Annotated in this window: 11 protein-coding genes; 6 read left to right on the top strand and 5 right to left on the bottom strand. The window is 63.5% G+C overall.

What is annotated here, in order from left to right; genetic code table 11:
- Positions 1 to 47: 47 nt before the first annotated feature.
- Both lptE and leuS read right to left on the bottom strand, forming a co-directional pair.
- Positions 48 to 644, bottom strand: a complete 597-nt coding sequence (gene lptE, locus X771_RS146450) for an LPS assembly lipoprotein LptE (RefSeq protein ID WP_023688873.1) — start codon at positions 642 to 644, stop codon at positions 48 to 50.
- A complete protein-coding gene (gene leuS, locus X771_RS146455; protein ID WP_023688872.1) occupies positions 631 to 3,258 on the bottom strand; it encodes a leucine--tRNA ligase in 2,628 nt (875 codons plus the stop codon). Before leuS ends, lptE begins: the two co-directional genes overlap by 14 nt.
- A 148-nt stretch (positions 3,259 to 3,406) precedes the next feature.
- On the opposite strand from leuS, the gene X771_RS146460 reads away from it, so the two are divergent.
- Together X771_RS146460 and X771_RS146465 are read left to right on the top strand one after the other, a co-directional pair.
- On the top strand, positions 3,407 to 4,069 hold the full coding sequence (locus X771_RS146460) for a YggS family pyridoxal phosphate-dependent enzyme (protein ID WP_023688871.1): 663 nt from the start codon (positions 3,407 to 3,409) through the stop codon (positions 4,067 to 4,069).
- Positions 4,070 to 4,492: 423 nt separating this feature from the next.
- On the top strand, positions 4,493 to 5,617 hold the full coding sequence (locus tag X771_RS146465) for an aldo/keto reductase (protein ID WP_023688870.1): 1,125 nt from the start codon (positions 4,493 to 4,495) through the stop codon (positions 5,615 to 5,617).
- 51 nt (positions 5,618 to 5,668) lie between these two features.
- Here X771_RS146465 and X771_RS146470 read toward each other — a convergent pair whose 3' ends face one another.
- A complete protein-coding gene (locus X771_RS146470) occupies positions 5,669 to 6,577 on the bottom strand; it encodes a LysR family transcriptional regulator (protein ID WP_023688869.1) in 909 nt (302 codons plus the stop codon).
- A 123-nt stretch (positions 6,578 to 6,700) separates the two neighbouring features.
- On the opposite strand from X771_RS146470, the gene X771_RS146475 reads away from it, so the two are divergent.
- A complete protein-coding gene (locus X771_RS146475) occupies positions 6,701 to 7,846 on the top strand; it encodes an MFS transporter (protein WP_023688868.1) in 1,146 nt (381 codons plus the stop codon).
- Positions 7,847 to 7,889: 43 nt separating this feature from the next.
- Entirely contained in the window at positions 7,890 to 8,924 is a 1,035-nt protein-coding gene (locus tag X771_RS146480; RefSeq protein WP_023688867.1) for an aldo/keto reductase, read from the top strand.
- A 60-nt stretch (positions 8,925 to 8,984) separates the two neighbouring features.
- Here the strand turns inward: X771_RS146480 and X771_RS146485 are convergent, their stop codons facing one another.
- Positions 8,985 to 9,257, bottom strand: a complete 273-nt coding sequence (locus tag X771_RS146485) for an usg protein (RefSeq protein ID WP_023668649.1) — start codon at positions 9,255 to 9,257, stop codon at positions 8,985 to 8,987.
- Positions 9,258 to 9,562: 305 nt separating this feature from the next.
- Between X771_RS146485 and acs the strand changes: the two genes are divergently transcribed.
- Both acs and X771_RS146495 read left to right on the top strand, forming a co-directional pair.
- Positions 9,563 to 11,518: an acetate--CoA ligase gene (acs, locus tag X771_RS146490; protein ID WP_023688866.1), complete on the top strand. Its 1,956-nt coding sequence runs from the start codon at positions 9,563 to 9,565 to the stop codon at positions 11,516 to 11,518.
- A gap of 9 nt (positions 11,519 to 11,527) precedes the next feature.
- Positions 11,528 to 12,265, top strand: a complete 738-nt coding sequence (locus X771_RS146495) for an MOSC domain-containing protein (RefSeq protein WP_023688865.1) — start codon at positions 11,528 to 11,530, stop codon at positions 12,263 to 12,265.
- A 66-nt stretch (positions 12,266 to 12,331) separates the two neighbouring features.
- On the opposite strand, the gene X771_RS146500 is transcribed toward X771_RS146495, so the two are convergent.
- Positions 12,332 to 13,600: a cyclopropane-fatty-acyl-phospholipid synthase family protein gene (locus X771_RS146500; protein WP_023688864.1), complete on the bottom strand. Its 1,269-nt coding sequence runs from the start codon at positions 13,598 to 13,600 to the stop codon at positions 12,332 to 12,334.
- Positions 13,601 to 13,715: the final 115 nt, after the last annotated feature.

Here is a 13,715-nt window from a genome sequence, read left to right as displayed (position 1 = left end):
TTTTGTTGCGGACTGCTAAAAGTCTAGTTGGCAGCGCCAGGGAATGCTCAGGCCTTCTTGCCGTGCCTGACCAAGTCCTGGGCGACCGACAGGCTCACCATTTCAGCCAGTTCACGCGCGGCGCGGTTCTCGGCGTCGAGCTGTGCCCGGTAGGAGGCGAACTCCTGCGTCGGCTTGTCGAAGGATGATGGGATCGACCGTTTGCCGGTTGCGATCACCACGCCGGTCCTGGCATCGGTCAGCACATAGTTTGCGGTCAGCGTCACCGTGCCTGCCGTCGGCTCGTCTTCGTCGGTCTGGATCTGCACCACCGCGGCCGATTCGACCAGTTCGGTGACACCGAGATCGAGCATGTAGACCGGTGCCGTCGTCTCGCCGGCACCCTGGCCGAAGGCAAAGATCAGATTGTTGCGGACCTGCTGGGCGTAGCGTGTCTTGACCGGCTTGACCGCGATCGACGCCAGTTCCGCCGAAGCGCTGACCGTGGAACCGGCGCTCAGCGGCGCGCTGGAATAGAGCGGCCTCACCGTGCAGGCCGAAACCAGCGCCACCGAGGCGACCATGCCGTACAGCGCTGCGCGGCGCAGCAATAGCGTCGTCTTTTCTAGATCAGGCCCCATCCTTCTGAAGTCAAGCAACGACATTGACGATCCTCTGCGGCACGATGATCACCTTGCGGGGCGCCTTACCTTCCAGCGCTTTCTGCACGAAGTCGAGAGCCAGAACCGCTTTTTCGACCGCACCTTGGTCCGCGTCGCGGGCAATTGTCAAATCGCCGCGCTTCTTGCCGTTGACCTGAACCGGCAGCACGATCTCGTTGTCGACCACCAGTGCCGGATCGTAGACCGGCCAAGGCCGTTCGGCGACCAGATCGGTGCCGCCCAGCGTGTGCCAGCACTCTTCGGCCAGATGCGGCATGACCGGCGCGACCACATGCACAAGGATCTCCACCGCCTCGCGGCAGGCGCCTTTCAGCGCCGCGTCGGCCTTGCCCTCGGCGACGTCGCTGAGCGGCGCGGTCAAGGCATTGGCCAGTTCGTAGATGCGGGCGATGGCCCGGTTGAAGCCGAGCTTCTCGATATCCTCGCCGATAGCCTTTAGGATCTTGTGCGCGGCCTTGGAAACGGCGCCCGCCTCGCCCTCCGGCGCCGCCTGCGGCTTGGCGCCGTCAAGCGTCTCGGCGGCAATGGACACCAGGCGCCAGACACGCTGGATGAAGCGATGTGCGCCGGCGGCGCCATCGTCCGTCCACTCGACGTCGCGCTCGGGCGGCGAATCCGACAGCATGAACCAGCGTGCGGTGTCGGCGCCGTAGCCGTCGGTGATGTCTTCCGGGCTTACCGTATTCTTCTTCGACTTCGACATCTTTTCGAGTGAGCCGATCGCCGCCTCTTCGCCGGTGGCGATCTCGATGGCGCGGCGCTTGCCGCCGACATCCTCGATCCTGACCTCAGCCGGCGACAGCCAGCGGCCATTGTTCGACGCACCGCCGACGCGGTAGGTCTCATGCACCACCATGCCTTGCGTGAACAGGCCCTTGAATGGCTCGGCCAGGTCGAGATGCCCGGTCGCGCGCATGGCGCGGGTGAAGAAGCGCGAATAGAGCAGATGGAGGATCGCGTGCTCGATGCCGCCAATATACTGGTCGACGGCCAGCCAGTCATCGGCAGCCTTGGGCTCCGTCGGCTCATTGGCCCAGGGCGCGGTGAAGCGCGCGAAATACCAGGACGAATCGACGAACGTGTCCATCGTGTCGGTCTCGCGGCGCGCATCCTTGCCGCATTGCGGGCACTTCACATGCCGCCAGGTCGGGTGGCGGTCGAGCGGATTGCCGGGACGGTCGAACTCGATGTCGTCGGGCAGCTTGACGGGCAGGTCGGCCTTCGGCACCGGCACGACGCCGCAATCCTCGCAATGGATCATCGGGATCGGGCAGCCCCAGTAGCGCTGACGCGAAATGCCCCAGTCGCGCAAGCGGAAGTTCACCTTGCGCTCCGCCATTGGCCGCCCGCCTATGGTCTTCTGCTCCAGGAGCTTTGCCACCTCGTCGAACGCCTGCTCCGGCTTCAGGCCGTCGAGGAAACGCGAATTGATTATCACGCCGTCATCGACATAGGCCTCTTCCGTGACCTGGAAGGTCTTGGCGTCGGCATCTTCCGGCATCACCACCGGGATCACCGGCAGGCCGTATCTGTTGGCGAAATCGAGGTCGCGCTGGTCGCCCGACGGGCAGCCGAATATGGCGCCGGTGCCGTATTCCATCAAAACGAAATTCGCGACGTAGACCGGCAGGGTCCACGAGTCGTCGAACGGATGCACGACGCGGATGCCGGTGTCGAAACCTTTCTTCTCGGCCGTCTCCAGTGCGGCCACCGACGTGCCCATATGCCTGATTTCGTCGATGAACTTGGCCAGATCGAGATTGGTCTCGGCGGCCTTCCTGGCCAGCGGATGGTCGGCGGCAACCGCCATGAACGACGCGCCGAAAATGGTGTCGGGCCTGGTCGTGTAGACCTCCAGTTCCTTCGCATCGCCAACCGGAGCGGCCAGCGGCCAGCGGATCAGCAGCCCTTCCGAGCGGCCGATCCAGTTCTGCTGCATCAGCTTGACCTTTTCCGGCCACTCGCCGAGACCATTCAGCGAGTCCAGCAGGTCCTGCGCGTAGTCGGTGATCTTGAAGAACCACTGCGTCAGCTCGCGCTGTTCGACCAGCGCGCCCGAGCGCCAGCCACGGCCGTCGATGACCTGCTCGTTGGCGAGCACCGTCATGTCCTCCGGGTCCCAGTTGACCTTGGAGGATTTGCGCGTCACCAGCCCCTTTTCGACGAAATCGAGGAACAGCATCTGCTGGCGGTGGTAATAGTCGACGTCGCAGGTGGCGAACTCACGCGCCCAGTCCAGCGACAGGCCCATCATCTTGAGCTGCTCGCGCATGGCGGCGATGTTGGCGTAGGTCCATTCCTTGGGATGGACCTTGTTCTGCATCGCCGCGTTTTCAGCCGGCATGCCGAAAGCGTCCCAGCCCATCGGGTGCAGCACGTTGAAGCCCTTGGCCCGCTTGTAGCGCGCCACCACATCACCCATCGTGTAGTTGCGGGTGTGGCCGATATGGATCTTCCCCGAGGGATAGGGGAACATCTCCAGCACGTAGTATTTCGGCTTTGGATCGTTGTTATGCGCTTCGAACAGCTTCTTTTCGGCCCAGGCCTTCTGCCATTTGGGCTCTGACGCGCGCGGATTGTATCGTTCGGTTGCCATCGGATGATTTTCACTTAAAAGCAGGCGCAGACCGCCGGACAAGGCCCGGTGGCCGAGGTAAATGTCGTCGCGGTGTTCACCATGGATTGCCGGACCCGTCAACTGCGGCGAGCCGGCCAAGACGATTAAAGACAGGCAGGATATGGACATGGCCAGCGCCGTTGAACAGTTTTTCGCCGTCAAGACGAGGATCGCTGCCGCCGAGCGCGAGGCCGGCCGCGACGCCGGTTCGGTGACGCTGGTTGCGGTGTCGAAGACTTTTGAGGCCGACGTCATCCGCCCGGTCATCGAGGCTGGCCAGCGCGTCTTCGGCGAAAACCGCGTGCAGGAAGCGCAAGGCAAATGGCCGGCCTTGAAAGCGGAATTCCCTGATATCGAACTGCATCTGATCGGCCCGCTGCAGTCGAACAAGGCGAAGGAAGCCGTCGCTCTCGCCGACGTCATCGAGACCGTCGACCGCGAAAAGATCGCCGCCGAACTCGCCAAGGAAATCGTGCGCCAGGGCCGCACGCCGAAACTCTACGTCCAGGTCAATACCGGCTCTGAGCCGCAAAAGGCCGGCATCGAGCCGCGCGACGCCGTCGCCTTCGTCGCCCGCTGCCGCGATGTCCATGGCCTCGCCATCGAAGGCCTGATGTGCATCCCGCCGGCCGACGAAAACCCCGGCCCGCATTTCGCCCTGCTGGAAAAGCTCGGCAAGGAGGCCGGGGTCGCAAAACTGTCGATGGGCATGTCCGGCGACTTCGAGACCGCCATAGCCTTCGGCGCCACCAGCGTCCGCGTCGGCTCGGCGATTTTTGGGAGCCGGTAAGCCAATTTCGACGATATACGATTGGCAGCGGGCGATCGTGCTTTCGTCATCCTATGGCGAAGCAAGGAGCGAAGCGACGCGGCGCAGACCATAGGATCCATGCCGCGACATCTGAGCTCCGCTGCAGTGAAGAATTTCTGCTCCGCCGCGCCCTTTGGTCAGGGTCGCGGCATGGATCCTCGGGTCTTCGCGACGCCGCTCCGCGGCTGCTCCGCCCGTGGATGACGAAGTGAGAAACGTTTCGGCTAATCTCCAACGTTTCCGTTCCGAGCAATTATGATCCACCGGACAACCCCAGCGAATGCCCGGCGTGGCTAAGGTTCCATGATGCCAGACGCGACGCGTCCATTGTGCCACCACTGGAAACGAAACGCACCGTTCCTATTTGCTTGGCGTCATCACCAATCTGCTGGAGCCGCCACCATGCGCTACAATCAACTCGGAAATACGGGGATGTTCGTCTCCGAACTGTGCCTCGGCACCATGACCTTCGGCGCCGCCGGCGAGAATGCCCAATGGGGCCTGATCGCCAGCCTCGACCAGAAGGGCGTCAACGACATCGTTGCCCGTTCCATCGCCGCCGGCGTCAATTTCTTCGACACGGCCGACGTCTATTCATTCGGCCAGTCCGAACGCCTGCTTGGCCAGTCGCTCAAGGATCTTGGCGTCAAGCGCTCGGACGTCGTCATTGCCACCAAGGTGCATGGCGCCATGGGCCAGGGCCCGAACGAGCGCGGCTCTTCGCGCGGCCACATCATGGATTCGGTCGAGGGCAGCCTGGAGCGGCTGCAGCTAGACCATATCGATCTCTACCAGCTGCACGGCACCGACACCGTGACGCCAATCGACGAGACGCTGCGGGCGCTCGACGATCTCGTTGCCAGCGGTAAGGTCCGCTATGTCGGCGTCTCCAACTGGGCGGCTTGGCGCATCTCTAAGGCCCTCGGCATAGCCGAGCGCAAGGGGTTTTCCCGCTTCGAGACCATCCAGTCCTATTATTCGATCGCCGGCCGCGACCTCGAGCGCGAGATCGTGCCGCTCATCAACGAGGAAAAGCTCGGCCTGATGGTGTGGTCGCCAATGGCCGGCGGCCTGCTGTCGGGTAAATACGGACCGGGCGCGCCCGGCAATGGCGAGGGCCGCCGCGCTGCCTTCAACTTCCCGCCGGTCGATGAGGACCGCGCCTGGGCGGCTGTCGCCGTGATGCGCGAGATCGCCCAGAAGCACGGCGTCAGCGTCGCCACGGTGGCGCTCGGCTATGTCCTGGCCAAACCTTTCGNGCGCGAGATCGCCCAGAAGCACGGCGTCAGCGTCGCCACGGTGGCGCTCGGCTATGTCCTGGCCAAACCTTTCGTCATGAGCGTGATCATCGGCGCCAGCCGCATGGAGCAGCTCGAGCAGAACCTTGCCGCGGCAGAGGTGAAGCTCGACGCCGACGATCTCGCCAGACTGGATGAGGTCAGTGCGCTGCCGGCCGAATATCCCGGCTGGATGCTGGAGCGTCAGGGCGCCGGTCGCCGCCCGGCGCCGTTCACCCTGAAGAAATAGTCATCGCTGTCGCCTGATGCTTGGGGGGTCATCTGGCTCCCCAACGTCTTTTCAGCTCATCCGCACGCTCTCGACCAGAAAGTCGAGAAACGCCCGCACCCGTGCGGGCAAATGCCGGCCCTGGCCGACATAGACGGCGTGGGTAGGCTCCTCGTCGCCCGGATTGAAATCCTCCAGCAGCGCCGTCAGCCGCCCCGCCGCGATGTCATCGGCCACATGCCAGTGTGCCAGCCGGGCGATGCCGGCGCCGCCGACCGCCATCAACCGCATCGACTCGCCATCGCCGACCAGCGTGTTTCCGGTGATCGGCACCATGACGGCGTTCCCGGTTGCATCGACAAACGACCAGCCATCGACATGCCGGACAAAGCCGAAAGCCATGCGATTGTGCCGGTCGAGATCTGCTGGAACCAGCGGCGTGCCATGCGTCTTGAGATAGGACGGTGCGGCAACGACTGTCATCCGGCTTTGCCCGAGCTTGCGCGCCACCAGCCGCGACTCGCCGAGCGGCCCGGCGCGGATGGCGACGTCGGCACGTTCAGCCATCAGATCGATGACGCTGTCGGTCAGCACCAGATCGACCGAAATCCCGGGGTAGCGTTCGAGGAAATCAGGCAGCAGCGGGATCAGCCGATGCACCCCGAAGGGCACATAGGAGTTGACGCGCAGCCGTCCGCGTGGCGCGGCACCCACGGCGGCCTCGCGCTCGGCCGCCGCCATATCGGCCAGGATGCGCACCCCGCTATCATAGAACGCCGTCCCTTCCGGCGTCAGCTGCAGCTTGCGCGTCGAGCGGGTGACCAGCCGCGCGCCGAGCCTTGCCTCCAGTCGCGCGATCAGCTTGCTCACCGCCGACGGTGTCATACGCAGCGAACGAGCCGCAGCCGAGAAGCTGCTCGCCTCGACGACGCGGACGAACACTTCGATCTCGCCGGAACGGTTGATATCGGGTCTGGCCATTTGTGAATCTATTTCACAGGAAATATGCCCAAGGCAAGTCTGGTTCACAAGGCATGGCAACACGATCTCTGCGGTCGGGGCGCGGGTCTGGTCGCGTTCATCGAGTTCGAACTGGAAACCGCCATGCCTCTTGCTCTCTACGCCCTCGCTGCCGGCGCCTTCGGCATCGGTGTCACCGAATTCGTCATCATGGGGCTGCTGATCGATGTCAGCAAAGATCTCGGAGTCTCGATCTCGGCCGCCGGCCAGTTGATTTCGGGCTACGCGTTGGGCGTCGTCATCGGCGCGCCGCTTTTGACCATCGCCACCGGCAACTGGCCCCGCAAGACCGTCCTTCTGGCCCTTATGGCGATCTTCACGCTCGGCAACCTCGCCTGTGCGATCGCCCCCGACTACTGGACGCTGATGGGCGCCCGCATCATCACCGCCTTTGCCCATGGCACTTTCTTTGGCGTCGGCTCGGTGGTCGCCACCGGCCTGGTCGCGCCCAACAAGAAAGCCTCGGCGATCGCGCTGATGTTCACCGGCCTGACTATCGCCAACATCCTCGGCGTGCCCTTCGGCACTTGGCTCGGCCAGACCTTCGGCTGGCGCGCCACCTTCTGGGCCGTAACCCTGGTCGGCTTGGCAGCCTTTGCCGTCATCCTGCTTCTGGTGCCGCGCAGCAAGGAAGCGCCCGAGAAGACCAATCTGCGCGCCGACCTCGCAGTGCTGCGCCGCACGCCGGTGCTGCTCGGCCTCGCCACCACCGTGCTCGGCTATGCCGGCGTCTTCGCCGTCTTCACCTACATCGCCCCGCTGCTCACCGAGANGCTCGTCTTCGGTGGCGGTCTTATCGCCGGCAATCTGCTTGGCGGCAAGGTCGCCGACCGCTGGCTGGTGCCGGCGGTGCTCGGCAGCCTCGTGGTGCTGGCGTTGGTGCTGGCCACAATGACCTTCGCCGTCCACAGCCAAATCCTGGCCGTCATCTATGTCGGCCTGCTTGGTGCCGCCGCCTTCGCCACCGTGGCGCCGCTGCAGATGTGGGTGCTGGAAAAGGCGCAAGGCGCGGGCCAGAGCCTCGCCTCGTCCTTCAACATCGCCGCCTTCAACCTCGGCAATGCCGCCGGCGCTTGGCTTGGCGGCGCGGTGATTGCCCATGACCTCGGCCTCGGCTCACTAACCTGGATCGCCGCTTTGCTGCCGGTCGCGGCTCTTGGCGTCGCTGCCCTGGCGCTGCGCCTCGATCGCGCCCCCACAATCGGGGTGCCGGTCTGCGCCCAGTCATGAGCATCACGCGCAATCCTTCTTCGACATCATCAAGGAGCATAAAATGGATTATCGACGTCTCGGCGCATCGGGCCTGAAAGTGCCCGCACTCTCTTTCGGCGCCGGCACTTTCGGCGGCTCCGGGCCGCTGTTCGGGGCCTGGGGCAACAGCGATGCCAAGGAAGCGCGGCGGCTGATCGACATCTGCCTCGAGGCCGGCGTCAATCTGTTCGACACCGCCGATGTCTATTCGAACGGCGCCTCCGAGGAAGTGCTTGGCGAAGCCATCAAAGGCCGCCGCGACGCGGTGCTGATCTCGACCAAGACTTCGCTGCCGATGGGCGACAGACCGGCCGACTACGGCTCGTCGCGCTCGCGGCTGATCAAAGCCGTCGACGCCGCCCTGAAGCGCATGGGCACCGATTACATCGACCTGTTGCAGCTGCACGCCTTCGATGCCGGCACGCCGATCGAGGAGGTGTTGTCGACGCTGGACGACCTCGTGCGCGCCGGCAAGCTGCGCTATGTCGGCGTCTCCAACTTCTCCGGCTGGCAGGTGATGAAATCGCTGGCGGAAGCTGACAAGCATGCTTATCCGCGCTACGCCGCGCATCAGGTCTACTACTCGCTGGTCGGTCGCGACTATGAATGGGAGCTGATGCCGCTCGGTATCGACCAGGGCATCGGCGCGCTGGTGTGGAGCCCGCTCGGCTGGGGCCGCCTGACCGGCAAGATCCGCCGCGGCCAGCCCCTGCCGGAAAAGAGCCGGCTGCACGACACCGCCGATTTCGGCCCGCCGGTCGCGGACCAACATCTCTACCGGGTCATGGATGCGCTTGATGCGATGGCTGAAGAGACCGGCAAGACCGTGCCGCAGATCGCCATCAACTGGCTGTTGCGGCGCCCGACCGTGTCCTCGGTCATCATCGGCGCCCGCAACGAGGAACAGCTGCGCCAGAACCTCGGCGCCGTCGGCTGGGCATTGACGCCGGAGCAGGTCAAAAAGCTCGACGCCGCAAGCGAAGTGACCGCGCCCTACCCGTACTTCCCTTATCGCCGCCAGGAAGGTTTCGCCCGACTGAACCCGCCTGCGGTGTGATCGCACGACGTTGAAGCTGCCAATCTCCCCCCTTGCGGGGGAGATCAGCTATACTGCCGCTCAGTGCAGCACGAACTCCCCATCCACCTTCCGCCATTCGTTCGGCGCGATCAGCTTCTGGTGCGTGTAGCTGATCGAATGCAGCGGCCCGTCGAGCCTGGCCTTCCAGAACTCGATGAACTTGATCAGCACCGGAAACTTCGGCGCCAGATCGTAATCCTGCCAGATGAAGCTCTGCAGCAGATGCGGGTGGTCGGGAAAATGGTACAGAATCTTGGCCGTGGTCAGGCCATACCCCTTGAGCATCAGGTCCATTTCGGAATGATCGCGCATGACAGCCCCTTGGCCTAGTTGATTCTCCATTCCTCCCAACACCGAATTGTGCGCGCCGTTCCTTAACTGTCTATGATTTTCCTGATCCCAGTCGGGTTTTATGCACGAAAACATGCAGTTAGCAGCGACCGCTGCCGAGTGCTGATACAACCGAAACGGGAGCTGCGGCATCGCGCCACGCGAATCCAACGTCTAATGTTGCCGTCAGCGCGGAACTGTTAATAATGCCGCCGAATTCGCGGCTGCGTCGCCGTGATCCTGGCTGTGGTCAAGCCGGCGGGGTGGTTTGGGAGGAAAGTGAAGACATGTCCGAGGTGAAGATCCACCGCGTCCAGCCGGCGTGGAAGAAGAATGCGCTGATCGACAACGACACCTACCTCAAATGGTATGCCGACAGCGTGAAGAATCCGGACAAGTTCTGGGGCAAGCACGGCAAGCGCATCGACTGGTTCAAGCCGTTCAGCAAGGTCAAGAACACCTCCTTCGAGGGCAAGGTCTCGATCAAATGGTTCGAGGACGGCGAAACCAACGTCTCCTACAACTGCATCGACCGCCATTTGAAGAAGCGCGGCAACCAGACAGCCATCATCTGGGAAGGCGACAATCCCTACGACGACAAGAAGATCACCTATAACGAGCTCTACGAGCATGTCTGCCGGCTCGCCAATGTGATGAAGAAGCACGGCGTCAGGAAGGGCGACCGCGTCACCATCTACATGCCGATGATCCCGGAAGCGGCCTACGCGATGCTGGCTTGCACCCGCATCGGCGCCATCCACTCGATCGTCTTCGGCGGCTTTTCACCGGACGCGCTGGCCGGCCGCATCGATGACTGCAAGTCGACCTTCGTCATCACCGCCGACGAAGGCCTGCGCGGCGGCAAGCCGATCCCGCTGAAGGAAAACACCGACAGAGCGATCGAAATCGCCGCCAAGGCCGGCACCAAGGTCGATAAGGTGGTCGTCGTTCGTCGCACCGGCGGCAAGACCGGCTGGGTCCAGGGACGCGACATCTGGTACCATGACGAGATCGCCACGGTGAAAGGCGACTGCAAGCCGGAGAAGATGAAGGCCGAGGATCCGCTGTTCATCCTCTATACCTCAGGCTCGACCGGCAAGCCGAAGGGAGTGCTGCACACCACCGCCGGCTATCTCGTCTATGTCGCGATGACCCACCAATATGTCTTCGACTACCATGATGGCGATATCTACTGGTGCACCGCCGATGTCGGTTGGGTCACCGGCCACAGCTATATCGTCTATGGCCCGCTCGCCAACGGCGCCACCACGCTGATGTTCGAGGGCGTGCCGAACTACCCCTCGCAGTCGCGCTTCTGGGAAGTCATCGACAAGCACAAGGTCAACATCTTCTACACCGCGCCGACGGCGCTGCGCGCGCTGATGGGCGCCGGCGACGAACCGGTGAAGAAGACCTCGCGCAAGTCGCTGCGCGTGCTGGGCTCGGTCGGCGAACCGATCAATCCGGAAGCCTGGGAGTGGTATTTCAACATCGTCGGCAACGGCAAGGTGCCGATCGTCGACACCTGGTGGCAGACCGAGACCGGCGGCATCCTGATCACGCCGCTGCCCGGCGCCACCGACCTCAAGGCTGGTTCGGCGACGCGGCCCTTCTTCGGCATCAGGCCGCAGCTGGTCGACGGCGAAGGTAGGGTGCTGGAAGGGGCGGCCGACGGCAATCTCTGCATCGCCGATTCCTGGCCCGGCCAGATGCGCACGGTCTATGGCGATCATGACCGCTTCGTGCAGACCTATTTCTCCACCTACAAGGGCAAATACTTCACCGGTGACGGCTGTCGCCGCGACGCCGACGGCTATTACTGGATCACCGGCCGCGTCGACGACGTCATCAACGTTTCCGGCCACCGCATGGGAACGGCCGAGGTCGAATCGGCGCTCGTCAGCCATGAGAAGGTGTCGGAAGCAGCTGTCGTCGGCTATCCCCACGACATCAAGGGCCAGGGCATCTACAGCTACGTTACCTTGATGAAAGGCGTGGAGCCGAGCGAGGAACTGCGCAAGGAGCTCGTGGCCCATGTCCGCAAGGAGATCGGCGCCATCGCCTCGCCCGACAAGCTGCAATTCGCGCCCGGACTGCCGAAAACCCGCTCCGGCAAGATCATGCGCCGTATCCTGCGCAAGATCGCCGAGGACGATTTTTCCGCGCTCGGCGATACCTCGACACTGGCCGATCCGGCCGTGGTCGATGATCTGATCGCCAACCGCCAGAACAAGAAGGGCTGAGGGGATTTGATGGCTGCACTGGGCGCAGTCACGGAGCTCTGGCGTTACCCCGCAAGTTCGCTTGCCGGCGAACGCCAGGACGCCATTTCGGTCGGCCTTGAAACCATCGACGGCGACCGGCTGTTCGGCCTTGTCGATGTCTCGGACAATGAGATCGCGCGGCCCGACCGCGACGCCAAGTGGCACAAGGTGCCGCGCATCCGCACCCGGCTGAGCAAGGACCGCAAGCTGGAGATCGCCGTTCCCGACGGCGACTGGCTGGCAGTGCCGGGTGTGGAATGCGACCAAGCCATCTCGGCCTATCTCGGCTTCGCCGCCTCGATCAGGCCGTTCAGCCAGGACAACGCTCCCGGCTACACCGGCCCGCTCACCGCGGCGCGCTACCGCAAAGCGCCGATCCATCTCTTGACCACCGCATCGCTGGCGCGGCTCAAGGCGCTGCACCCCGAAGGCATTCCCGATCCGCGCCGCTTCCGCCCCAACATCGTCGTCGACATGGCGGCGGTCAAAGGCTCGTTTCCCGAGACCGAATGGATTGGCCGCAAGCTCGCCATCGGCGATCTGCTGGTGACCGTCTCGGAGCCGTGCCGCCGCTGCGGCTTCACCATCATCAGCCAGGACGGCTTCGACCACGATCCCGGCATCCTGCGCAATCTGGTCCGCCACAACGCGCACAATCTTGGCGTCTATTGCACTGTGGACAGGCCTGCCCGCGTCGAGATCGGCGCGCCGATGCGGTTCGTGTAGGCCTCTACCGCGAGGCAGCGAATCGCAGACCTTGGAAAGCGTGGGGTTCGGCCCCGAATCCTATCTCTACCGATACAGATCCGCCCGTGTCGGCGGCAGCCCGCTCGGCCCGCGTGCGCGTTTGGTGACGACGGTCTGAAAAATCTGCGCCGAGGCGCGCTCGAAGGTGATCGAGCAGCCGGTGAGATAAAGCAGCCACAGCCGTGCCTTGGCCTCGCCGACTTCGGCGACCGCCTCGTCGAAGCGAGCCTGTAGCCGCTCGGCCCACAGCCGGCAGGTGCGCGCATAGTGCTCGCGCAGATTCTCGACGTCGTAGACCAGGAAGCCATGCGCCTCCAGATTGCCCAGCGTCATGCCGATCGTGTCGAGTTCGCCGCCTGGGAAAATGTATTTGAGCAGCGCCTTGAACTCCGGCCCCTTGCGCAAGGTTTTCTTCAAGTCGCCCTTGCTGCGCCTGGTGATGGCGTGGTGCAGATAGATGCCGCCGGGCTTCAGCAAGCGATGGATGGTCTTGAAATAGGTGGCGTGGTTGGCGAGGCCGAGATGCTCGAACATGCCGATCGACGATATCTTGTCGAAGGAGCCTTTGAGCTCCGTATAGGATTTGATTTCGATGGTGATGCGGTCCTGCAGCCCTTCGGCGCGGATGCGCTCGCGGGCGAGATCGGTCTGCGCCTGCGACAGCGACACGCCATGGCCGACGACGCCGTAATTTTTGGCCGCATGGATCAGCATGGCACCCCAGCCGCAGCCGATGTCCAGCAGCTTTTCGCCCGGCTTCAGCCTGAGCTTGCGGCAGATATGGTCGAGCTTGTCGGCCTGCGCCTGGTCGATGCCATCGGCGAAATCCTTAAAGTAGCCGCAGCTGTAGACCATGCGCTCGTCGAGGAAGAGCCGGTAAAAGGCATTCGAAATGTCGTAGTGATGCTGGATCGCCTCCTGGCTCGACCCGCTGACATAGGGGTTGCGACCCGACAGATCGGTGCGTGCACTCATCTGCTTGCGTGACAGGAGCACCGCCGGCAGGTCGCGCAGGATCGCCAGCTTCGGCAGCGACTTGAGCTTGGTCCTGAGCTTGCCTTGCGACGGCAGTGCGTAGAAATCGAAAATCGTCCCGTCTTCGATGTCTATCGTCTTGGAGATCCACATCTCGATCAGCGTCGACAGCGATGGCCGCTTCACCACCTGCCAGACGATGTCCTGGTCGTTGATGGTGAGCACGGGCCCGATGGCGGGACCGATCCGCTCGCCGGTCCACAGCTTGACCGCAAAACCCGGCTTCAGCGTTTCGATCACCGTTCGCACGATGCGCGCGGCCTTCTCGGCTGCCTCCATGGCCATCCTCCCGAGTCCTGACAATCCACCTTGCATGGATTTTGCCCGCCCTCGCGGCTCTTCGCAACCCGGCGCAAAAGGCGGCTCGCCAGCTATTTCAAATCGGCATCTTGTT

Source organism: Mesorhizobium sp. LSJC269B00, assembly GCF_000502815.1.
Lineage (GTDB): Bacteria > Pseudomonadota > Alphaproteobacteria > Rhizobiales > Rhizobiaceae > Mesorhizobium.
This window is presented reverse-complemented; position numbering and strand designations above follow the sequence as displayed.

Coding starts and splice junctions, on each gene's coding strand:
- lptE (WP_023688873.1), bottom strand. CDS start 644: ATGTCGTTGCTTGACTTCAGAAGGATGGGGCCTGATCTAGAAAAGACG.
- X771_RS146495 (WP_023688865.1), top strand. CDS start 11,528: ATGGCTGCACTGGGCGCAGTCACGGAGCTCTGGCGTTACCCCGCAAGT.
- X771_RS146460 (WP_023688871.1), top strand. CDS start 3,407: ATGGCCAGCGCCGTTGAACAGTTTTTCGCCGTCAAGACGAGGATCGCT.
- leuS (WP_023688872.1), bottom strand. CDS start 3,258: ATGGCAACCGAACGATACAATCCGCGCGCGTCAGAGCCCAAATGGCAG.
- X771_RS146480 (WP_023688867.1), top strand. CDS start 7,890: ATGGATTATCGACGTCTCGGCGCATCGGGCCTGAAAGTGCCCGCACTC.
- acs (WP_023688866.1), top strand. CDS start 9,563: ATGTCCGAGGTGAAGATCCACCGCGTCCAGCCGGCGTGGAAGAAGAAT.
- X771_RS146470 (WP_023688869.1), bottom strand. CDS start 6,577: ATGGCCAGACCCGATATCAACCGTTCCGGCGAGATCGAAGTGTTCGTC.
- X771_RS146485 (WP_023668649.1), bottom strand. CDS start 9,257: ATGCGCGATCATTCCGAAATGGACCTGATGCTCAAGGGGTATGGCCTG.
- X771_RS146500 (WP_023688864.1), bottom strand. CDS start 13,600: ATGGAGGCAGCCGAGAAGGCCGCGCGCATCGTGCGAACGGTGATCGAA.